Here is a 20,846-nt window from a genome sequence, read left to right as displayed (position 1 = left end):
GTAGATTGCTTCGGACATTGTTATTCACATCACATCGGAGGACCAATGGCGACCACCTCACTGGGTACTCGAAAACCGTCGCGACGCGAGGCGGATTCGGGTGGACCCAAGCGCGTGTCCCGACGCCGGAATATCGGCGACCTTCGCGTCGCCCTCTTTTTTGTGGCACCGGCCGTGCTCGGCTTCGTGCTCTTCTATCTTCTGCCCACCATCCGTGGGATCTACCTCAGCTTCACCGACTACAGCATCCTGGGAAACCCGGTCTGGGTCGGATTGAAGAACTACCTCAAGATCTTCCAGGACAAGCTTTTCTGGAACGCGATGGGTGTCACCCTCGAGTATGTTCTTCTGAACATCGGGTTCCAGACCGTCATCGCCCTGGGCCTGGCTCTCCTCATGTACCACGTGGCGAAATCGACCCTCATCCGAGGCATTCTGCTGCTGCCGTACCTTGTGGCGAACGTGATCGTCGCGCTCCTATGGTTCTGGATGCTTGATTACCAGATCGGTATCTTCAACCAGATGCTCCAGTGGCTCGGCATTCCGCGGGTTGCCTTCTTCGGCAACGAGTTCTGGTCCATCCCGACCATCGCCTTCGTCAATATTTGGCGCCACATGGGGTACACCGCGCTGCTGATCTTCGCCGGCTTGCAGACCATCCCGAAGCAGTTGTACGAGGTGGCCAACCTGGACGGCGCCAGCCCCTGGCAGACATTCTGGAAGATCACGATGCCGCTCCTGCGCCCGGTGCTCCTCCTGGTCATGGTCGTGACGATCACCGGTTCGTTCCAGATTTTCGACACCGTCGCCGTGACGACGCAGGGCGGGCCGGTCAACGCCTCCCGCGTCATCCAGTACTACATCTACCAGCGTGCGTTCAGCGAGCAGGACTTCGGTTATGGCTCGGCATTGAGCGTGATCCTGTTCATCATCCTCGCTGTTGTCGCCTTCCTGCAGATGAAGTTCCTCCGCGGCAACGAGAACGACCTGGATTAGGAGAGCCCATCATGACCACCCTCACCAAACCTGCACGCCGCCGCCGTTCTTTGAATTGGGGCCGGATCAGTGCCTGGGCAGCCCTGACCGTTGCGATCATCATCACGATCGGGCCTTTCCTGTGGATGTTGCGCACGGCCCTTTCCAACAACCACGCCCTTGCCTCCCAGTCGAGCAATCTGCTCCCGGCAGACTTCACCTGGGGCGCTTTCGCCCGGGTCTTTGGCCTCCAGTCACAGGCACAGGCACAGGCCGAAGGCGGATCGGGAGCTTCGATCAACTTTTGGCAGTACCTGGGCAACTCGCTCATCGTCTCGACCATGATCACGTTCTCCCAGGTATTTTTCAGCGCCATGGCCGCCTACGCGTTCGCCCGCCTTCAGTGGCCCGGCAGGGACAAAGTATTCGCAATGTTCCTTGGGACCCTCCTTGTCCCCGGGATCTTCACCGCCCTGCCAAACTTCTTGCTCGTAAAGAACCTGGGCCTGCTCAACACATACCTTGGCATCGCGCTCCCGAGCATGCTGATGACCCCGTTCGCGGTGTTCTTCCTGCGCCAGTTTTTCCTCGGTATGTCCCGCGAAGTCGAGGAAGCCGCGATGCTTGACGGCGCACGGCACAGCCGGATCTTCTTCCAGATAGCCCTGCCCAACGCCTCGGCGCCGATCGCGACACTGTGCCTGCTGACCTTTATCGCGGCTTGGAACGACTACTTCTGGCCTCTGCTCGTAGGTAACTCACCGGCAGTCCGCGTTCTCACAGTCGGGCTGGGTGTGTTCAAGTCGCAATCACCGCAAGGAGCCCCCGACTGGTCCGGACTCATGGCCGCGACCCTCGTTTCGGCGCTACCGATCCTGCTCCTGTTCATCGCGTTCGGAAAGAAGATCGTCAACTCGATCGGCTTCTCCGGAATCAAGTAACCCACCCCAACCCCAACAGAAAGCACCATCAAGGACCCCGGCGATCGCCGGAGGTCATATCCCTCCCTGTCCCTGAAAGGACAACAATGAAGAAGAAAGCACTCGGCGCCATCGCGGTCGCCGCCGCTGCAACGCTGGCTCTCTCAGCCTGCTCGGGCGGCTCCAGCCAGGCCTCTTCCACCGGCGACGCCAAGGGCGAAATCAGCTACTGGCTGTGGGATTCCAACCAGCTCCCCGCCTACCAGCAATGCGCCGACGACTTCCACAAGGCGAACCCCAACATCACGGTCAAGGTCACCCAGACCGGCTGGGACGACTACTGGACGAACATCACCAACGGTTTCGTGGCCGGCAACGGACCGGACGTCTTCACCGACCACCTCTCCAAGTACGGCGATTTCATCAAAAACGGCCAGCTGCTCAGCCTCGACGACGCAGTAAAGAACGACAACGTCGATCTCAACCAGTACAACAAGGGACTTGCGGACCTTTGGGTCGGCAAGGACGGCAAGCGCTACGGACTCCCGAAGGACTGGGACACCGTCGGGCTCTTCTACAACAAGGACATGATCAGCAAGGCCGGCATCACCGCGGACCAAATGGGCAGCCTGGCGTGGAACCCGCAGGACGGCGGCACCTTCGAGAAGACCATCGCCCACCTGACCGTTGACAAGAACGGCAAGCGCGGCGACGAAGCGGGCTTTGACAAGAACAACGTGGCCGTCTACGGCCTCGGCCTCGCCGGTTCGGGCTCTGGCAACGGCCAGACCGAGTGGAGCTGGCTCACCGGAACCACCGGCTGGACCCACACCGACAAGAACCCATGGGGCACCCACTACAACTACGATGACAAGAAGTTCCAAGACACCATCGCATGGTTCAACGGACTCATCAACAAGGGCTACATGCCCAAGCTCGAAACCACCGTCGGCGCGTCAATGCCTGACACCTTCGGCGCCGGCAAGGCCGCAATCAACGCCAACGGCGACTGGGAGATCGGCCAGTACCTCGGCTACAAGGGCATCAACGTAGGCATCGCCCCGACACCGACCGGTCCGGATGGTAAGCGCGCCTCGATGTACAACGGCCTCGCGGACTCCATCAACGCCGGAACCAAGAACCCGGCCGCAGCAACGAAGTGGGTTGAATACCTCGCCTCCCCGGCCTGCCAAGACGTCGTAGCCTCCAAGGCCGTTGTCTTCCCGGCAATCTCCGAAGCGACCGACAAGGCCGCTGCGGCCTTCAAGGCCAAGGGCGTGGACGTCACACCCTTCACCCAGCAGGTCAAGGACAACACGACGTTCCTGTTCCCGATCACCGAAAACGCGGCCAAGGTCGACGGCATCATGAAGCCGGCCATGGACTCGGTCTTCTCGGGCAAATCGCCGGCCAGCTCCCTGACCGACGCCAACAACCAGGTCAACGCACTCTTCCAGTAACCGTTGCCCCCTATCACCACCACCCCTCCTGCCTCGGGGACTGGCCATGCCATGTCCCCGAGGCAGCCGTATTACGAAAAGGTACCAATGAACCACCTGCATCTCCGCTCCGCTGGCACCAGCCTGTTGCTGGCATTCGATTCCGGTGAGGCCGAGATTGTCCACTGGGGCGCCGACCTTGGCGACGCCGTCCCCGACCTCGGATTGCTGCGCGGCCCGGTCCCGCATTCCGCGCACGATGTCCCTGTCATCGCCGGCCTGCTCCCTCAGGCGTCATCGGGTTGGCTGGGTCGGCCGGGGCTGCGCGGCCACAGGACCGGCGAGGGCGGCCTGCCTGGTTTCGTGTTTTCTCCGGCCTTGCGCGTCGTGGCAGCCGAATCGACGTTGGACGGGCGGGGCGCACGCATCGTCCAGGCCGACTCCAACGCCGGGATCACGCTGACCAGCGATGTCGCACTTCATGACGGCGGCCTCCTCGAAATATCGCACGAACTGACCAACACAGGGACCGGGGCATACCAGCTTGACGAGCTTGCCGCCGTCCTCCCCGTGCCCGGAGCGGCAACCGAGTTGCTTGACCTCACCGGCCGCTGGTGCCGGGAGAACCACCCCCAACGCCACCGGATCAACCAGGGTACGTGGCTTCGGTCCGGCCGGCACGGACGCACGGGGCACGACTCCTCACTGCTCGTCGCCGCCGGCACCCAAGGGTTCTCCAACCGAACTGGCCGGGTGTGGGCGGTCCACTTCGGGTGGTCCGGAAACCACGAGCAGTACCTCGATTCTCTCGCCGACGGCCGACGCATGCTCGGCGCCTCCGAACTCCTTGGCTCCGCCGAGGTCGTCCTGGAGCCGGGGGAGAGCTACCGCACCCCGGCCCTCTACGCCGCCTACTCCGACCGGGGCCTCGACGGGGTCACCGACGCGTTCTACCGCTGGTTCCGCAGCCGCCCTCAGCACGTCGACACGGCATCGGGCAGGCAGCGGCCCGTCGTTTTGAATACGTGGGAAGCCGTCTACTTCGACCACCGCCTCGAACCGCTGGTCGAACTGGCGACGCTCGGTGCAGACCTGGGTGTTGAGCGTTTCGTCCTGGATGACGGATGGTTCCGTGGACGCCGCGATGACCACGCGGGGCTTGGCGACTGGTTCGTTGACGAGAGCGTCTGGCCCGGGGGCCTGACCCCCCTCATCGAGAAAGTGAACTCCCTCGGGATGGAGTTCGGCCTGTGGGTCGAACCTGAGATGGTCAACCTCGACTCCGACATCGCCCGCGCACACCCCGAATGGATTGTCGGCCCCTCAGCCACGCCACACACGAGCGGGGGCCGCCTACCGTTGGAATGGCGGCAGCAGCACGTGATCGACCTGGTGAACCCGGACGCCTGGCAGTACATTTACGGCAGGCTCGATGCCCTCCTCACGGAAAACAACATCGCCTACCTGAAGTGGGATCAGAACCGCGACCTGGCCGAGCATGGACACGCCGGACGGCCCTCGGTCCACGAGCAAACACTGGCCTACTACCGGCTCCTGGATGCTCTCAAAGCGGCCCATCCGAAGGTGGAAATCGAATCCTGCGCCTCAGGCGGTGCACGGGTGGACCTCGGGGTACTGCAACGCACGGATCGTGTGTGGGCCTCGGACTGCAACGACGCCCTCGAACGGCAGACCATCCAGCGGTGGACCGAAGCCGTGATCCCTCCCGAAATCGTCGGCGCTCACGTGGGCCCCACGCACTCGCACACCACCGGCCGCTACCATGACATTTCGTTCCGCGCCGTTACCGCCTTGTTCGGTCACTTCGGCATCGAGTGGGACATCCGCCAGGCAACGCCTGCCGAACGCGAAAGCCTCCGCCGTGCGATCGCGCTGTACAAACTGCACCGTGGGCTGATCCACACAGGTGAACGAGTCAACGCGGACTTGGCCGAAGCAAACCTGGCCCTTCACGGTGTTGTCGCGCATGACCGCAGCGAAGGGCTCTTCGCTGCGGTGGCACTTGGTACCACGGCAGCCGAAACACCGGGACGCATAGGACTGCCCGGTCTTGCCCCGGAACGGGACTACATCGTGGAAGCGGTGCTGCCGGGTCCCGTTGACGGCGACTGGGAAAACACCTTCAACCAGATTGCACCGCCGGCCTGGCTGGGCACGGGTGCGAAGGCACCGGGCCGGTTCCTCACCGAGGTCGGGCTCCCGCTTCCGATCTTGAGCCCCGAACACGGGCTGCTCCTGCATGTCCGGGCAACCGACTAAATACGGACCAAGGCCTGTTGTCCTGCCCGTGTCACTGCAATTCGGGCAGGACAGCGAGCCGCACCTGCCAAAGAAGGGCCGAGTGGGCACCATGATGGACGCGATCCGGACTCTCCCGCACCAGCTGTCGGGGACCCGTTCAATCGGTGAAGCGCTGCGCACACGGGGCAACTCGCTCAATGCCCTGCGCCTCGTTTTTGCGGCGTGCGTTATTGTTTCGCATGCCTGGTGGCTCGGCGGTTACGGTCCGGAACCGGCGCTGTTCGGGATCAAGCTCGGCACGGCAGGCGTCATGGGGTTCTTCGCGATCTCCGGGTACCTCATCACGATCAGCGCCGAACGGTCGACGGCGATTGAATATGTCACCGCACGGTTTCTGCGGATCTACCCCGGCCTTGCCGTGTCCGCGGTGCTCGTCGCTTTCGTCGCGGCCCCGACCGGAGCCCTCATCACCGGCGGACACTACAGCCTTTCAGGGGCAACCGTCTTCCTCGAGGCGGCCCTTGGGCTGCTCATCGGGGTCATGAAGACGCCACCGATCGGGACCTCCCTGTTCGGGAACAACGACCACTTCGATTGGGATGGCCCATTGTGGACGTTGACATGGGAGACACTGTGCTACATCCTCATCGGCGTCGTTGTCTTCCTCGTCCGGCGTCGGACTCCTGACGGGAACGGGACCACCGTAGCCGCCCTGTGGCTGTTCGCCGCGGCAAGCGGTGCCGTCGCAGGCAAAATCATGGCCGGCGGCTTCGGGCCAGACCGGACCGAATTTGTCCTGCCCCTCATCGCGATCTTCATGGCTGGCGCCCTTCTGGCCGCGATGCGGGACCGTATCAGGATGGGCGCGCTGCCCTGCCTGCTCGCGGTGGTGGCCGTCTGGGGTGCCTATTCCAGCGGCTTTGGCCCGGCCCTGGCACCACTGCCCCTCGCCTACGCAGTCCTCTCGATCGGTTCCCTTCCCGTCGCGTCCAGGATCGGGTCACGCCACGACATCTCCTACGGCGTCTACATCTACGGCTGGCCGATCCAACAACTGCTCGCGGCTCTCAGGCTGCCCTCCCACGTCCCTCCGCTCGCCTTCGCAGCTGCCGCACTGGTCCTCGTCTGTCCGCTCGCATACCTGAGCAGTGTGATGGTCGAGAAACCGGCACAGCGCCTCCGGGAACGATTGCTCCGGCCAACACACATTCGTCCCGATGGCTCCAGCCCGGATAGCGTGGCGCCATGACAACGCTCGAGGACGTGTGGCCCCTTTTTCAACTTTGCCTCACGACCCCGCGGCTGGTGCTGCGCCCCGTCCGCGATGAGGACATTCCCGCCTACATTGAGGCCGCGGCATCGGGCATTCACGATCCCGAACGCACCCCCTTTGCCGTGCCCTGGACTGACGCCGCCCCCGAAATCCTCCCGGGGAATCTCGCCCGTTGGATCTGGCAGCAACGCAATGAGTGCGCACCAGCCGACTGGAACATCATCTTCGGCGTCTGGACGCACGAAGGCAATTTCCTTGGCACCCAGTGCATCGGCGCGAAAGACTTCGGAACCCTTCGCACGGTTGAGACTGGTTCGTGGCTTCGCCGCAGCGTACAACGGCGCGGGTTTGGTCACGAGATGCGCGCCGCCGTGCTCCTCTGGGCTTTCGACTGGCTTGGCGCCGAGTGCGCTTTGACCGGTGCTGTGGACTGGAACGGGGGGTCCCTCGGTGTGAGCCGCCGTCTCGGGTACGTTCCGAACGGCGAGAAGCGCGTCACGACCCGCCCCGGCGTCGTTGAACGAGAACTGCTGCTTCGCCTCAGCCCGCATGACTTCCGGCGCCCGGACTGGACCCTGACGATCGAAGGCGCGAATGAAACCGCTGCGTTCCTGGGCCTCCAATAGAGGACTGCACGGGATTTACGGCGCAGTATCCGGCGCGGGCCCGAGCATCAGGAGATCCGGATCTCGTCCCTGTCGCTCAGGGTTCGCAGTTCGGCCCCGATGCTCGTTCGTAGCTGGTCGTGCCGTGGCCCGAGCGCCGAGGCCGGATCGTGCCAGCTTCCTACCCCGTACGTCCACACTGCACGCGATACAAGGTCCGCTGGTTCCCAGTCATATCGGGGGAACACATGCGCGTGAACAAACGCATCCGCGTTTCCGAGGATCTCGATGTTGACCCGGCGGAACGCCGGATCCGCGTCCCGGCATGCACGCTCCACAGCAGTGGCGAGCAGATCGACGTCCGCCAGGAACTGCACCCGCTCCAGACGGGGCATGTCTGCCAACGCTGCAGCCTTCGGATCCTTACCAAGCAGGACGCAGTAACCGGGCAGGAACTGCACATCGCCGATCACGGCGTAACCGCCACGAAGCTCGGCCAGCACCGTGGGGTTTTCGCCCCGGGCGGCCGACCCGATCCGATCTACACGCCACTCAGTCACGTTACAACCTTAGTCGGCGGGTCCCGGTTCTGTTGATGTTCCAAAGCAGTGAATGAATGAGATCTAGTGCCGGTGCGTCGCGAAAAACCTCGCACCGAGGTGAAGGGGAGAAGATGCCCGCAGTCCACCCAGCAAACAGTCGCCTCGCTGCCCTGGGTCGGTGAGCGATTCACCGGCTGCCAGACTGGCCCGTGCCTCGGAGGAGTGGGGATGCCAGCCTGACTGCGAACCGCTTAGAGGCGGCATGTCGATTGTGATGCCCGTCCGCCGTGGAAACCAGGAACTGATGCTGAAGGTGCTCCCGTGGCCGGAGGCCTCGCGCGAAGCGCTCGCCCTGAAAGCATTTCCGGCATCAGCCTCGGTGCGCTGTCTTGACCATCATGACGAGCTCGGCGCGCTGTTGCTGGAACGGCTGACACCAGGGTCGTTAGCCGGTGTGACACCGGACCGGTCCATCACCATCCAGGCCGATCTCGCGCGACGCCTGGCCGTGCCGGATCCGTCGCGGAAAAACGACGCCATTCAGATTGAGCGTCTGGCATCTGATGGGTGGCTGGTCCATCTCGAGGGTTTGCTGCATCGCGCTCCGCGCGTGCTCTCCGATCGATCGGTTGACGCGGCACGTGAGGCGATCACCAACCTCGCCGATGATCCGACCGCCACACTGACCCACGGTGATCTGCATTCCCGCAATGTTCATCGGGACCGTGACGGCTTCTGGCGGGTCATTGATCCTGCGCCGCGCGTAGGCACTATCGCGTACGAGAGCCATACGGTGATCGTTGAGCGGAACCGGCTGGCGGAGTTGATCGCCGCCGGTCCCTGCGAACTCCGGCGACGGCTGGAGCTGTTTGCTGATGTGGCCGCCGTTCCGCTGGATCTCGCGGAGCGACTCTGTCAGGCGCGGGCGGTCAGTTCTGCACTGCACGAAGCCATCGAGGGGGAGGGTGCTCTGGCCGCGGCGCTGGCCTGGATGGCCGCGTCACTGGCGCGTTGAATCGGCGCCGTCCTACGTCAGGAAGTGCGACGCCGTCGCAACCAAGTGCACCAGATTCTGCTGGTTCCTGCCGACGGTTGGTAGCACAAGGAGGCAGCGGATGCTGACGTCAAGTGAGGCCAAAGCAGGTCAGGCGACCTCCCCGGCCCCGTGTCCAGGGCAGCAGTCGGAGGCGGGAGTACCGGATACTCCAGTCGAAATTGGCCCGCCGATCTCCGGCTTTCGCAACGTGGAAGAGAAGGCAAAGAGTGTTCTTCGGTCTCTTGTAGTCATAAATTTACTCGAGTAGAATTTAGCCTATGACAATTTCGGTTGCCGACGTCGCCGGCTGCTTTGGCTCGCGGACCGTCTTGGTCCCACTTGAATCGGACCTCAATGTCGTCGTGACGGACAGCGTGTGCATTTCCAGCCGTAAGTCGCCGCGTGACGCATAGGCGAAGTCTGTTCCCTTCAGATGAATCACCCGTCCGGCTTCTCTTCCTGAATCGCGCAAGGAACACCTGTGCGGCATGAACCGTACCCGGCACCTCATGAAGGCAGCAGGGCGGACTGTATTCCGTGGTGCCTTGGTCCGACCCGGGACTACGCTGCCTGGGCCGGGTGTGTCAGCGCCGCAGCAGGGGACTGCTCCATCAAGGATGGTGCCACCTCGATCCGAAAACTCGGATACAGCCCTAACCCGGTAGCTCAGGCACTGAGCAGCGGCAGCACCCAGGTGATCGGTCTCATCGTCCCGGACATCGGGAATCCGTTCTGGGCTGTCTACGCTTCTGCTATCGAAGCCGCCGCTCACCTCCAGGGGCTGGATGTCCTGCGCTGCAGCGCGACGTCGGATTCCACGGCATTCTTCCTTTCCCACCTTGAAGAGATGAAAGTGCGGGGAATCCTACTCGCAACGGACCTTCCGGACGAAGACCGTGCAGTAGCCAAGTCGCTCTCAACACGACTTGTGCAGTTGAGCTCCCATCGCCCTCTGGACGGCACCGTTTCCATCGCCTCAGACCTCTACCAGGGAGCCCGGCAAGCGACTTATCATTTGCGAAGCCTCGGGCATGCCAGAATCGCCTTCCTCGGTGACCTTTCAGGCGATGACCCGCGTCTGGCTGGCTGGTCGGACACCCTCGGCGTTTCCCTGCAGGCACCCGGTCTGGCATTTCAGGCTGAATTCACGATGCGTGGTGGGCTCGAAGCCATGCGTTCGATACTCGCCGCCCCTGAAACGCCGACAGCTGTATTCGCCAGTTCGGACGCCATCGCGATCGGTGCTCTTCACGCTATTCGGGAAGCCCGGCTGGACGTTCCTGCGCATATCTCCCTCATCTCGCTCGATGACTCACCGGAGGCGGCCTTCGCCCTGCCCGGCATCACTTCCGTCCGACAGCCGGTCGAAGATATGGCCAGGGACGCGATTGCGGCCCTCCTGGACGAGCAACACCTCGAGGCTCGTCTTCACATGTATCCGATGACCCTGGTGCAGCGCAGTTCGACCGCATCGCCGGCAAATTGAAGGAGGCATGTTAACTGCACCTTGTGTCGATCTTCTGGAGTGTGTTGGCTTGATGAAAGGCTGGGGGCATGACGGTGCAGCTGGGCAGGGTCGTGAAAACGCAGGACGGTGTTCCCTATCGTTTGGTTTTTCCTGATTCGGAGCACGAGGCGGCGTCGTCGTTTCTCAGGGATTTGTCGGCCTCCGATTGTTCTCCGTCGACCCTGCGCAGTTATGCCTATGACCTTCTGCGCTGGTTCCGGTTTCTTCACGGAAGGTTCACGCCATGGGAGAGGGCTGAACGGCTGGATGTCAGAGCCTTAGTGGCGCATAAGCGGGTTGCTCCAACGGCGAATGCCCTCCGAAGAGGGCTGGACAAGCCTGTCGCGGCCAACCCGGTTACGCGAAAGCGGGCAGCTTCTGGGTCGGCGTTCTCGGCGAATTCGATCAATCACCAGCTCACGGTGCTTTCGAGCTTCTACGACTTCGCCTTGGAGATGGACCTTGGGCCTTTGGTGAATCCCGTGCCTCGGCAGCGGGGCGTTCGGCCGCGACCGAATGCCCACCATGGAACCGTTCCGGCAGTCCCGGCGGGGAACCTACCGGCAACGGGTGGCTCGACCGGCATGGCGCGGGATTCCGGATGATTCTATGGCTGCCATCTTTGCCAGCTTGAAGAACCATCGCGACCGGGCAATGTTGTCTTTCTGGCTTAGCAGTGGAGTGCGCGCGGAAGAGCTGCTCGGCCTCCGGCACGGGGACTATGACTTCGGTGAACATACTCTTGTCGTGACCAGCAAGGGAACCCGCAACCGGGACGTCGTTCCGGCGAGTGCGGATGCCTTCGTGTGGTTGGCCCTGTATATGCGGGAAGGCCAGCCGGCCTCGCCGGGCGACGCTGTGTGGTGGACCCTTGCAGCTAGGAACCGGCGACCCCTCACCTACAGTGCAGCGCGGAGCATGTTCTCCAGGGCGCAGCAGGCGCTCGGCTCGAACTGGACACTGCACGATCTGCGTCCGCGGCCGAACGAATGATCGCGGACCCGGCGTTCACACTTGTTGATGTGCAGACGGTGCTCCGGCATGCCAACGTCACCACGACAACTGTTTACACCCAGCCCCGGATGGAAGACGTGCTGCAGAAGGTGCTGGAGCACTATGCAAGGCCGCGTCCGCCGGCCCCGACGGTTGAACCGGAGTACGACGACGCGGCGGTGCGCGAATTGTTAGGCCTGGGTGAATGACCGGCTCCCAGATCACGGCAGATCTTAGATCCCCGGCACAGATCGCGGCAACCGAAACCTATCGCCGTGGTCAGGGACTCCGCCTCACGGCAGACAGCGTGGTTACCGCCGTCAACGGGACGTGGCCAAGGTAAGCCTTCGACGGCGGGATCCCTGCGCCGGCGATCGACGACGAACAGTTCCTCAGCCTTCAGAGTCTTGGAGTCGAGGAAGCCCTGGAATGGGCGCGGGAATACACGCTTCCTTTTGGCTCGGCGCCGTCGAGTTGGCGGCTGCGGATTGCTGCCGCCGGGCATGTCCTGCGGTGGCTGAATGGATTCTCTGGAGGCACTTGGGATGAGCAGTGGTTGGCGCCCGGGATGGATCAGGCTCCCCGGGAAGGCCTCAAGGAGCTTAGCGAGCGTCTATCAGTGGGCCGGATTTTCCTCAGCTCTGGTGTCAGCACGCTGGTGCGGGCGCGCTTGGTGCGTCCGTCCTACGAATGGATGTTCTCGTCCAAACAATGGAATCAAAGCCGCGGGTCGCTGTCCTTCCTTGAGGTTGCTGAACCTACTGAGACGGCGCGTCTGCGGGCACTGCCCGAGTACGAGCGCGGCCACGAGCTGATCCGGCGGAACGCCGAGAACGCCATCGCAAGGATCCTTGTCCGGACCGGCAAACGGCTCGGCAAGCTGACCGGCGATGATGTTCTGGCATACTCGCACATTGCACGGTCCAGCCGACATGCCAAGGAACACCTGGCCTGGGAACTTCTTGTGGCCCTCGGGCCGTTGGCCGGAGAGCCGCCGACTTTGCGAGCCGCATGGCACGCCAGTGTCTCCTCCCGGCGCCACACGGTGAAAACCCTCGTCGACCGTTACGGGATTCCGCCTTCGCGGGTCCGCGACCTGCTCATCGACTACTTAGAAGAACTCAAGCCCAACATGGACTATGGCTCCCTTGAGGGGGTTGCTTACAGGCTGGTGCGCCTGTTCTGGGCCGAAATTATCGACATCAACCCGGACCAGAAAGACCTGCGACTTCCACCGGACGTCGCAGCCCAGTGGCGCGAGCGGATGGATCCACCTCACGCTTGAGGGACGTCCACGCCGTGACACGTCCTCAACGTACTTCGCGGTCCGTGCCCTCTACCGTGACATCGCCGAGTGGTCGTACGAACAGTCGGAGCGGTGGGCAGTCTGGGTTGCACCCACCCCATTTCCACGCACCGAATCCCGAAGTGTGTCCAAGCAACGCAAACACGTCCAGTCGCGGATGCAGCAACGCACCCGGTCCCTGACGCCGCTCCTGCCCGCCTTCATGCATGCCGCCGCCGCGCTCCGCGAACGCGGCACACGGTTGTTGGAATCGACCTTGTCGGCGGCCCACGGTGAAACGTACGTGGTGGACTGAGTCACATATCGCCGACATGACCCACCCGTTCGCGCCGCGGCCAACACCAGAGCCCGTGTCTGGGCTGAACTCATCGCCGCCGATGACGGCTCCGTTCCGCCCACAGCGGTTGGAAAGCGAGCAGACGTCACGGCGGTGGAAGCCGACGGGTTCTGGGGCTGGGCTCTTGCATCGACCCTGAAGGAAACCGGAGTCAGGCTCGAGGAGCTCCAGGAACTGACCCAGCTGTCCCTGCGCCACTATGTCGCCCCCACAACCAACACCATCGTGCCCCTGCTGCACATCGTTCCGTTGAAAACGGATCAGGAACGTCTTGTTCCCATGTCGCCCGAGCTCGTGAAAGTTCTCGTGGAGGTTCAGCGACGTGCCCGCGGTACGGGCCAGTCGGTGCCTTTGTCTGTCCGCTATGACCCCAACGAAAAGACTTTCAGCGATCCACTTCCGCACCTGTTCGCACGGCTGGTCGGACCTACACAAAACGTCCTCTCCCACACCTACATCAGCCGCGTACTCAACGGCATCGCAGCCCACGCCGGCCTCATGGACGCCGGTGCACCACTCACCTTTACGCCCCACGACTTCCGCCGCCTCTTCGCCACCGAGCTCGTCGGGACTGGCCTGCCCCTGCACATCGTCTCAACTCTCCTCGGCCACCTCAGCCTAGAAACGACCAGAGGATACACAGCCGTTTTCCCCGAACACGTGATCCAAGCGCACCACGCCTTCATCGAACGCCGCCGGCAAACCCGTCCCGACGAGGAATTCCGAGCCGCGTCGACCGAGGAATGGAGGGAATTCGAAGAGCATTTCCTGCTCCGGAGGGTGGCCCTGGGCACCTGCCACCGACCTTACGCCACCCCGTGCGTGCACGAACACGCCTGCGTCAAATGCCGGTTCCTGCAAGTAGATCCCGCCCAAGCCGGCCGTCTTGAAACCATGACCGAAAAGGCCGAGCAACGCCTGGCCGAAGCACGCGAACACCATTGGCTCGGAGAAGTCAGCGCGCTCGAAGAAAGCCTCGTTCACCTTCGGCGGAGGCGGGAAGAGGCTGAACGGCTCCGGCCAGAAGTCCCGACAGCCCAAAACACCGATCTAATCAGCCACGCTCAAACGCCTGGCTGACTTGCTCCAGCTCGCTTCTGGGGCCGGAAAAGGCGTGGCGGAGCACCGCGGCTCCGATGTCAACAATTTCGCGATGTGCCGGCCTCAACTCCCGCGATCCCATAGACTCCCGTTGCCGGGTCTTCTTGCTTGAGCTAGCCGCCTAAGTGGCCTGACCCGTTGACGGACGGTGGGCATGTCAGCTCAACGCCGTCAGGGCATGGAAGGGTGGAGGCCGTGATGCGTGGGCTGGGCAGGGTCGTGGAGTCAGATGAGGGGCTTCCGTGCCGCTTCTCAACGATGGATTGCTCCCGTGGACAAGTGGTCCTGGTCGCGGAGCCGTCGGTCAGCAACAGGCTCCTGTGTCGACGTCAGCATCAACTGACACAATCGATCAGGGCTCATCCCGCAGGCGTCGAGTAGGGCCTCGCCCTTGAGATGATGACCTAGGTCTTGGAAACCGAGCACGGTACTTCGCGAGGCCATCTGGGGGATGTCGAAGAGCCTGGACTTGACGGCTGCAGCGAAGTAGGGGACCACGAAGAGCACAGGACCATGGTCAGGGAACACTTTCTCGAACCTAGCCGGCCACGGCCCGCGCATCTTCGGATCGAGCGCATTCAGGTCCAGGAGCGTCACCCAACGCACCTTCTTCCCGGGCGCCGTCTCGCGGAATGCGGAGAGGGCTTGAGCGGCCACCGACGACGCGACGTCTCCCGCTACGCACAATGTGATGTCCGGTGTGCCTGGGTCTGACAGTGTGGGCCAGACGGCCATGCCGGTCCGCAGTTCCTCGTCAAGTGTGTCGCGAGGGAAGTTCTCAGTGGCGTACTTTGAAGCCGTGATGACCGCGATTGAGTCGTTCGATGATACGCACTGGCGGATAACAGCCGCTAGACGAACCGGGTCAGCGGGTGTGAGCAGACGGACGGGGACCGGCGCAGACTCCGCCATGCCAAGTACGACTGCGGGGTCCTGATGGGAGTAGCTGTTGTTCCAGCAGAGACTCGTGAGGAGGTAGGTCATGGTTGGGACCGAGCCGCCGCCATTAGACTGACGTGCCAACGCCCGGCTCTTAGCGTATTGCCGGATCAACGGCAGCGCAATCGACGCGAATGACTCGTACTCGATGGCGATACCACGGCGACCACTCGTCAGGTAACCCTGGAGCCAGAGATGGCACAACTCCTCATTGAGGATCTCGGGAACCTTTGTAGGCAGTGCCGCTGCACTGATCCTGTTTGATGAGAGCTCGTCTGGGCTGAAGACCCGACAGCTACTGTCTTTGAAGGTCAGTGCACCTTGGACCGCTTCAGCGAAACCCCCTGTACTTAAAGGGCTCCATGACTTCGTCGGGACCTCGTCGGAGTGGCATGGGTCCCCGAAGGCGACGCGTCGGAGGTTGTCTGGGACGAAGTCGGGTCGCCCCTCAACGAATAGATCTCCGGGGCGGTACGAGCTCACCCACTGGGAGAGAAGCTCCAGTTCGGCCGGATTTCTACGGGGATCTAGAAGTGGAGCCTTGTGGACGCGCGGAGTCCCGATTAACATCTGGCCCTCGGAGTCGTGAGTCGGCCCACCCCACCCCTTGACCATGTCCAGGACGATGCAGACTTGGCCCTCGTTTCCCAGAGGTTTGGTCCGATCAAGAGCGCGGGTCATTCCGGCAAGCAAGGAGCCAGGCTGCGTGCCATCCACCCATACCGGCTCCCAACCGACACCCATGAGGTAGTCGACGACTCGCTCCCGACCCATTCCTGCGAGGACCGAGGCTCCACCCATTCGCTGATGGTTTAGCAGGATGACGGGGAGGACGTGACCGTGCGAGCCTGTTCCGTGCAGCGCGTGTGCTCCCAACCATGCCCCCGCAGTGGTTCCCGTCTCGCACTCGCCATCTCCGATGATAGGTACAACAAGATGGTCTGGGCGATCGAGGGCTACCCCTTGGGCATGGCCCAAGGCTCCTCCCAGATGTCCTCCCATGTACATCACCCTTGGCAGCAGAGGCGATATTTCGTGGCCCCACCGATCATCAGACGAGAAGCCTCGAGCTAGGCGTGTCATGCCACCTACGCCGTGCTCGTAGTCACGGTCCACGAGTCCGAGAGACCCGTCGAGGAATCGGTCCGCACGAACGGACGCACCCGCGTGGCCTGCGCCGTGCACCACCGTCAGCTGACCCTCGGCCTCTGCGGGCTTCAAGTGTGCGAGAACGGCGAGAACGGCGTTCATGTTAGGGCACACGCCCCAATGCCCAGCAGGTCGGGCCTTGACGTGGTCACGTTCGATAGGCAGTGTCGGGTCGACGACATCGAGATAGAGTTGGGCCACGCAGAGGAAGTCCATCGCACGTTGCCAGGCGCTCACGCTGTCGATGTTGACCGCGGAAAGGGTCTCCACGGCCCAGGACACTCCGCTCTCGCTCATTCGCTCCGCCCAGTCTCGAGAGTTCGCTGGCGAATCGCAGCGATCGTGGTATCGATTCGCTGCGACCGGATTTCGGGGTCCTTGGCTTCGTGGATCATGGTGAGGAATTGCGCTGCTTCGGGGGCGGACATGACGTCGACCGACAATCTTGCCGCTTCCAGCTCGGTCGCCAGGTCAGCGGGTACCGAGATCCTCGGCCGCTGGCGGAGGCATCGCAGACGGACGCACACGGTATCGCCCAGCCCGGCTGATCCCGGAAATGGAACCATCGCCTGGTCGCGCACGACCATCACCACCTGGGAGGGGAGCCGACTGCCCTCGCTCCCGGTGATCCGGAACTTGCGGCCACGGGACCGTCCGAAACCCGCCCTGTATGGCAGTGCCAGCATTCGCCGGCCGTCGACCTCCACCACGGTTGCCTCACAGTCGACCTGTGATCCGGGCGTACTCGGCAGTTCGGGAAGCTGGGAAACGTCAGACATGGACCTTCGCCTCCGACAGGAGACCACCATATCGCTCACCGCGCCCGCGGGCCTCCGCCTTTGCCCCGAAAAGACTTTGGTCGATTCGGCTCAGCAAGCCGACCGCCATCTCGCTGAGGCTCGCGCTGGACTCAAGCCGGGCGAGATCCTCATGCCACAGGACTCCGAAACCGAACGAGACCGTACGCGGGAGTTCGGACTTTAGCAGGTCGCGGAGGTCGGAGATCCGCTGGACGAACTCCCCTTCCCGATTGCGCTCGACCGGAAGAGCCACGATGATTTCGTCGCCTCCAAAGGTTGCGAGACAACCCAGTTCGAGGTTCAACGCGTGGTACCAGCGGGTAGATGAGTCCCCAAGCGACTGCATGAGTGCGCAGCCAGCTACGTGACCAAACGCGGCAGGGTCAGAGCTCTTCGAGTGCTCGACATAGGCCTTGAGGTCATCGACGTCGCCGATCGCAATCCCCAGGTGGACGCCGCGTGCTCGGCAGTCCTCAAGGATGTCAGGCAGTTCGTCGTAGAAGTCTGGAAAGGCGACGAGACCCGTGATCGGATCCTGGCGTGCCTCGACGCACCACCCTGCAACGGGCATCCTCATATCCGAGGGCTGGCGCCATGACACGCGACCAAATGCCTTGTTCTCTGTGATCATCGTTGTGTTCCCCCGATTCGCTCTAACGATTCAACGATCTGTTCCAAGCTGTGAATGCAGTTAGGGTGTCTTCTTTCTCGGTCCAAGAGCACGCTGTGCCAACCTGCATCCGTCGCGCCCTCGATATCCGTGGCGACTGCGTCGCCGACATGGAGGATCTGTTCACGACGTGCACCGACTTCCGACTGCACATAGGAAAACGCAGCCAAACTCGGTTTGGCGGCACCGATATCGCAGCTGTAAAAGACCCCGTCCACCAGATCCGTCAACGGGAACGCCTCGCCGGCTGTCGGTGCGATCGCGCCGAGAACATTGCTAAACAGGACGATCTTCAGGCCGCGATCCCTCAGTGTTTCAAGGGTTTTCTCGACATCACTGAACGTCGTAATGTCGCACGCCGTTCTCTTCGCCGCGGTGAGGAGACCCGCTAGCTCGATGCGCACGTCTCGCTCAGGGGACAACGCGTCGTTGAGAATGTCGGCTAACGCCTCGATCTCGATCCTCATGCACTTATACGGCTGCAGGAACTCGCGCACCTCTGGGAAGGGCCGCCCCACCAGTGTCGCGATTTGCGCGGTCACCGGACCACGCGAATTCACCGCGACCGTGCCGCCTATGTCCAAGCTGACGACTGAGATCATGACGCTCCCACCAACTTCACTGGATCGGAATCGGACACACTGAACCGCGAACCAATGTCGCTGGGCGGTGGCTGGGTCAGAACGCCTGCGACCGGCTGCTGGGGGTGGAGACAGAAGCGCTGACGGGTCGGCTCCTGGGTTAGGTGGTACTCGACAGCTGGGACTACAGAAGGACCCGCCATGACGGCGAGAGCGTGCGCAGCCTCTAGCGTGCCACCGTGCGGGTAGGTCAGCAGTCCACGGATGTTCGCAACTTGTGCGGCGAGAAGGGCCGGAGTCAGGCCGCCCGACCAACCCACGTCGGGTTGCCACACTGAGATCAGTCCGCTCGTCACCAGATCGATCTGATCTGCCAGGTCATAGACGTGTTCCCCGTAGGCGAGCGGGACATGCACGCCAAAACGGGCGATCGACCTCGGGTCCGCTACCGGCTCTTCAACCCATCGAACTCCGAGATCGGCCAGCCCGCGCAACGCCCTTGCGGCGTACGCGGGATCCCAACGACCCACCCCATCAACGGCGACTTCTTGACCGTCGCCGAGGCGTTCGACGATCCGTTTCACGCCCTTGAGATCACGTCCCACCTCTTCGGGGTCGCCTAGCATGCGCCACTTCTGGAAGGCATAGCCCTCGGCGGCGATCCATTGGGCGACGTCCGGGGCAAGCGGGTGTCGAACATCGAAGCCGAGCGCCGATGCATAACACCGCACCGGAGCGTCGCCATGCCAGGTCTGCAGCCGGACGCCGTGACGAGCCGCTCGGAGATCCCACAACGCGAGATCCACGCTTCCCTGTGCGATGCGGATGTGTGCCCCGCGCTGATGCCGACCCACGGGTGCCAGCGCATCGGTCCCGGTGCAGCTAGGCAGCCCGACGCCTTCGACAAGGACCGGGGCCAGCTGTAGCTTGACGATCTCCACAGTCGCAGTCGACACGGGACCCCACTCACCACGGAACCCGTGCTCATCCTCTACGACGACGACCCACTGGTCCCGCTCCTCCGGCCATGCAGAGCCGCCTGTCGGGCGGAGGGCCTCCGCGGTCCAGTCAGGAATGACACGACGTACCGGCCCCGGCTCGAGGCGCCTGGCCGTGACTGTGACTGCACCGACGTCGTGAGAGCACGACCCCGCCTTAGAGGCGCACACTGTGGAGGGGTTCGTCGGCGAATGAAAAGTACCAAAGCGGCCGGTAGTTCTCCCACGACTGAGGGCGAAGGGCCGTGTCGATAAACAATCTCTCGATCATCTTCCGCATGGAGAGGTAGTATTCGAGCTGCCCAGCGCCCGGAGCGACGTAAACGTCCATGAACGCGGAGTGAGGCTGGAAGATCTGGAACCGCGGGAACGTCGTCGTGAGCGGCGCATATTGCGAGAGGTATTCCTCGGCGAGCTGCTGCGAATCGAGACCGACGATATAGGTGTAGTCGGCGAGGATCCCCCGATCTTTGGCCTTCCTGAGGATCGGGATCACGTCGATCGGACGCAGCTTCGCCTTCGACTGTTTGAGGATCTCGCCACGCCGGCCGAAGCACTCGATGGTAGTCGTGAGGTGGAACGGCCCGATATCGGCAGCAGCATCCAGCCCTTCGTCGGATGTGAGAACGCTCGACAGGAAATGAATCTTGCCTTGACTGTTGTGGTTCGTCATGGACGCACGAACCATTCGGAGGTGATCGAGCGCCAATTGCTCGTGGTGGAAACACCCCGTGCAAATCGTTACGGTCTCTACGCCACTGAGGTCCTCGAGCTCGAAGTCGGAGACGAGGGCGGACAGGTAGGCGTCCAAGTCGTCGAGAACAGCGAGCTTGGGGTCCGAAGCTGCCTCCATGGTGTTGGGGCAGAAAGCGCACCCGATGCACTGGCTGCGGGCGTTGGAGTTGAGGGTAAGTACCTTCCGCCCATTCCGGAAGTAACCGAGGACCGCATCGTCGTCCTCAAGCTCCTCGACGGTGGCAACCCGCTCGCCGTACAGGGTTATCTCGTGCTCCTCGAGTTGGAACGGCGAGTCGATCCTACCCAACGAGAGAATGAGGAAGATCTCCTCCTCCGGGCGCGACGTCAGCCTCAACCGGACACGCATTCGTGGCTTCGGGATGCGCGATCGTACGCCCGCCTTGTTGAGGGCGATGAGCAGAACGTCCTCCTCTGGGACATCCCATTCCTGCCCCAGGCGTGCAATCTGCGTTCGGCTTTCAACAAGGCCTGCTGTCATTGGTCCGCTCCCCACAATTCGGCGTGTCGTCCCTCCAAACGGCGCTTGCGATTGCCGGAAGGACTCAATGAACATGGACCATATACTCGTGTAGCTGATGCTGTCTATACTCTTGAAGCTGGAGCATCTACTCGACTAGAGTGTGACGGCACAGGCACCTAAACGACCGGCAGGGG

22 protein-coding genes are annotated in these 20,846 nt (G+C 62.7%); 15 read left to right on the top strand and 7 right to left on the bottom strand.

All coding sequences use genetic code 11. The features are described from left to right. Window positions 1–45 precede the first annotated feature (45 nt). From E1809_RS20065 to E1809_RS20040, 6 genes are all read left to right on the top strand, one after another. Entirely contained in the window at window positions 46–996 is a 951-nt protein-coding gene (locus tag E1809_RS20065; RefSeq protein WP_133206007.1) for a carbohydrate ABC transporter permease, read from the top strand. An 11-nt stretch (window positions 997–1,007) separates the two neighbouring features. Beyond that, window positions 1,008–1,916, top strand: a complete 909-nt coding sequence (locus tag E1809_RS20060; RefSeq protein ID WP_133206006.1) for a carbohydrate ABC transporter permease — start codon at window positions 1,008–1,010, stop codon at window positions 1,914–1,916. A gap of 86 nt (window positions 1,917–2,002) precedes the next feature. Beyond that, window positions 2,003–3,355: an ABC transporter substrate-binding protein gene (locus E1809_RS20055; protein ID WP_133206005.1), complete on the top strand. Its 1,353-nt coding sequence runs from the start codon at window positions 2,003–2,005 to the stop codon at window positions 3,353–3,355. An 87-nt stretch (window positions 3,356–3,442) separates the two neighbouring features. Further along, window positions 3,443–5,614, top strand: coding sequence for an alpha-galactosidase (locus E1809_RS20050; RefSeq protein WP_133206004.1), 2,172 nt, complete (start codon window positions 3,443–3,445; stop codon window positions 5,612–5,614). 91 nt (window positions 5,615–5,705) lie between these two features. Then, window positions 5,706–6,845: an acyltransferase family protein gene (locus E1809_RS20045; protein ID WP_235835695.1), complete on the top strand. Its 1,140-nt coding sequence runs from the start codon at window positions 5,706–5,708 to the stop codon at window positions 6,843–6,845. Further along, complete coding sequence (locus E1809_RS20040) at window positions 6,842–7,495, top strand: GNAT family N-acetyltransferase (protein WP_133206002.1); 654 nt, start codon at window positions 6,842–6,844, stop codon at window positions 7,493–7,495. The genes E1809_RS20045 and E1809_RS20040 overlap by 4 nt, the downstream gene beginning before the upstream one ends. Window positions 7,496–7,542: 47 nt before the next feature. Here the strand turns inward: E1809_RS20040 and E1809_RS20035 are convergent, their stop codons facing one another. After that, window positions 7,543–8,034: an HIT family protein gene (locus E1809_RS20035; RefSeq protein ID WP_133206001.1), complete on the bottom strand. Its 492-nt coding sequence runs from the start codon at window positions 8,032–8,034 to the stop codon at window positions 7,543–7,545. Between the two features lie 160 nt (window positions 8,035–8,194). On the opposite strand from E1809_RS20035, the gene E1809_RS20030 reads away from it, so the two are divergent. The 9 genes from E1809_RS20030 (at window position 8,195) to E1809_RS20010 (ending at window position 14,275) form a co-directional block, all read left to right on the top strand. Then, complete coding sequence (locus E1809_RS20030; RefSeq protein WP_268908726.1) at window positions 8,195–9,031, top strand: aminoglycoside phosphotransferase family protein; 837 nt, start codon at window positions 8,195–8,197, stop codon at window positions 9,029–9,031. Between the two features lie 299 nt (window positions 9,032–9,330). Beyond that, window positions 9,331–9,465 carry a hypothetical protein gene (locus E1809_RS27785; protein ID WP_268908725.1) on the top strand — a complete coding sequence of 45 codons (135 nt, stop codon included), beginning with the start codon at window positions 9,331–9,333 and terminating at the stop codon, window positions 9,463–9,465. A 68-nt stretch (window positions 9,466–9,533) separates the two neighbouring features. After that, entirely contained in the window at window positions 9,534–10,538 is a 1,005-nt protein-coding gene (locus E1809_RS20025) for a LacI family DNA-binding transcriptional regulator (RefSeq protein ID WP_165962415.1), read from the top strand. A 68-nt stretch (window positions 10,539–10,606) separates the two neighbouring features. Then, complete coding sequence (locus E1809_RS27160; protein WP_205754273.1) at window positions 10,607–11,164, top strand: site-specific integrase; 558 nt, start codon at window positions 10,607–10,609, stop codon at window positions 11,162–11,164. Window positions 11,165–11,168: 4 nt separating this feature from the next. Continuing rightward, window positions 11,169–11,552 (top strand): tyrosine-type recombinase/integrase, encoded by a 384-nt coding sequence (locus E1809_RS27155; RefSeq protein ID WP_205754272.1) that lies wholly within the window; start codon window positions 11,169–11,171, stop codon window positions 11,550–11,552. Then, on the top strand, window positions 11,549–11,761 hold the full coding sequence (locus E1809_RS27150; RefSeq protein WP_205754271.1) for a hypothetical protein: 213 nt from the start codon (window positions 11,549–11,551) through the stop codon (window positions 11,759–11,761). The genes E1809_RS27155 and E1809_RS27150 overlap by 4 nt, the downstream gene beginning before the upstream one ends. Window positions 11,762–12,120: 359 nt before the next feature. Then, on the top strand, window positions 12,121–12,837 hold the full coding sequence (locus E1809_RS20015) for a hypothetical protein (RefSeq protein WP_133205998.1): 717 nt from the start codon (window positions 12,121–12,123) through the stop codon (window positions 12,835–12,837). A gap of 145 nt (window positions 12,838–12,982) precedes the next feature. Continuing rightward, window positions 12,983–13,153: a hypothetical protein gene (locus E1809_RS26840; protein WP_165962414.1), complete on the top strand. Its 171-nt coding sequence runs from the start codon at window positions 12,983–12,985 to the stop codon at window positions 13,151–13,153. Window positions 13,154–13,288: 135 nt separating this feature from the next. Continuing rightward, entirely contained in the window at window positions 13,289–14,275 is a 987-nt protein-coding gene (locus E1809_RS20010) for a tyrosine-type recombinase/integrase (RefSeq protein ID WP_165962413.1), read from the top strand. A gap of 273 nt (window positions 14,276–14,548) precedes the next feature. On the opposite strand, the gene E1809_RS20005 is transcribed toward E1809_RS20010, so the two are convergent. The 6 genes from E1809_RS20005 to E1809_RS19980 are packed head-to-tail and all read right to left on the bottom strand — an operon-like array spanning window position 14,549 to window position 20,670. Beyond that, on the bottom strand, window positions 14,549–16,681 hold the full coding sequence (locus E1809_RS20005) for a phosphoketolase family protein (protein WP_133205996.1): 2,133 nt from the start codon (window positions 16,679–16,681) through the stop codon (window positions 14,549–14,551). Beyond that, window positions 16,678–17,163, bottom strand: a complete 486-nt coding sequence (locus E1809_RS20000) for a YdeI/OmpD-associated family protein (RefSeq protein WP_133205995.1) — start codon at window positions 17,161–17,163, stop codon at window positions 16,678–16,680. Before E1809_RS20000 ends, E1809_RS20005 begins: the two co-directional genes overlap by 4 nt. Then, window positions 17,156–17,761, bottom strand: a complete 606-nt coding sequence (locus tag E1809_RS19995; RefSeq protein ID WP_133205994.1) for a nucleotidyl cyclase domain-containing protein — start codon at window positions 17,759–17,761, stop codon at window positions 17,156–17,158. Before E1809_RS19995 ends, E1809_RS20000 begins: the two co-directional genes overlap by 8 nt. A 50-nt stretch (window positions 17,762–17,811) precedes the next feature. After that, window positions 17,812–18,456, bottom strand: coding sequence for an HAD family hydrolase (locus tag E1809_RS19990; protein WP_133205993.1), 645 nt, complete (start codon window positions 18,454–18,456; stop codon window positions 17,812–17,814). Beyond that, window positions 18,453–19,604, bottom strand: a complete 1,152-nt coding sequence (locus E1809_RS19985) for an enolase C-terminal domain-like protein (RefSeq protein WP_133205992.1) — start codon at window positions 19,602–19,604, stop codon at window positions 18,453–18,455. Before E1809_RS19985 ends, E1809_RS19990 begins: the two co-directional genes overlap by 4 nt. Next, window positions 19,591–20,670 (bottom strand): radical SAM protein, encoded by a 1,080-nt coding sequence (locus E1809_RS19980; protein ID WP_133205991.1) that lies wholly within the window; start codon window positions 20,668–20,670, stop codon window positions 19,591–19,593. Before E1809_RS19980 ends, E1809_RS19985 begins: the two co-directional genes overlap by 14 nt. Window positions 20,671–20,846: the final 176 nt, after the last annotated feature.

This window comes from Arthrobacter terricola (assembly GCF_004354015.1).
Classification (GTDB): Bacteria; Actinomycetota; Actinomycetes; order Actinomycetales; family Micrococcaceae; genus Arthrobacter; species Arthrobacter terricola.
This window is presented reverse-complemented; position numbering and strand designations above follow the sequence as displayed.

Coding starts and splice junctions, on each gene's coding strand:
- E1809_RS20065 (WP_133206007.1), top strand. CDS start 46: ATGGCGACCACCTCACTGGGTACTCGAAAACCGTCGCGACGCGAGGCG.
- E1809_RS20060 (WP_133206006.1), top strand. CDS start 1,008: ATGACCACCCTCACCAAACCTGCACGCCGCCGCCGTTCTTTGAATTGG.
- E1809_RS20055 (WP_133206005.1), top strand. CDS start 2,003: ATGAAGAAGAAAGCACTCGGCGCCATCGCGGTCGCCGCCGCTGCAACG.
- E1809_RS20050 (WP_133206004.1), top strand. CDS start 3,443: ATGAACCACCTGCATCTCCGCTCCGCTGGCACCAGCCTGTTGCTGGCA.
- E1809_RS20045 (WP_235835695.1), top strand. CDS start 5,706: ATGATGGACGCGATCCGGACTCTCCCGCACCAGCTGTCGGGGACCCGT.
- E1809_RS20040 (WP_133206002.1), top strand. CDS start 6,842: ATGACAACGCTCGAGGACGTGTGGCCCCTTTTTCAACTTTGCCTCACG.
- E1809_RS27785 (WP_268908725.1), top strand. CDS start 9,331: ATGACAATTTCGGTTGCCGACGTCGCCGGCTGCTTTGGCTCGCGGACC.
- E1809_RS27160 (WP_205754273.1), top strand. CDS start 10,607: ATGACGGTGCAGCTGGGCAGGGTCGTGAAAACGCAGGACGGTGTTCCC.
- E1809_RS27155 (WP_205754272.1), top strand. CDS start 11,169: ATGGCTGCCATCTTTGCCAGCTTGAAGAACCATCGCGACCGGGCAATG.
- E1809_RS27150 (WP_205754271.1), top strand. CDS start 11,549: ATGATCGCGGACCCGGCGTTCACACTTGTTGATGTGCAGACGGTGCTC.
- E1809_RS20015 (WP_133205998.1), top strand. CDS start 12,121: ATGGATCAGGCTCCCCGGGAAGGCCTCAAGGAGCTTAGCGAGCGTCTA.
- E1809_RS20005 (WP_133205996.1), bottom strand. CDS start 16,681: ATGAGCGAGAGCGGAGTGTCCTGGGCCGTGGAGACCCTTTCCGCGGTC.
- E1809_RS20000 (WP_133205995.1), bottom strand. CDS start 17,163: ATGTCTGACGTTTCCCAGCTTCCCGAACTGCCGAGTACGCCCGGATCA.
- E1809_RS19995 (WP_133205994.1), bottom strand. CDS start 17,761: ATGAGGATGCCCGTTGCAGGGTGGTGCGTCGAGGCACGCCAGGATCCG.
- E1809_RS19990 (WP_133205993.1), bottom strand. CDS start 18,456: ATGATCTCAGTCGTCAGCTTGGACATAGGCGGCACGGTCGCGGTGAAT.
- E1809_RS19980 (WP_133205991.1), bottom strand. CDS start 20,670: ATGACAGCAGGCCTTGTTGAAAGCCGAACGCAGATTGCACGCCTGGGG.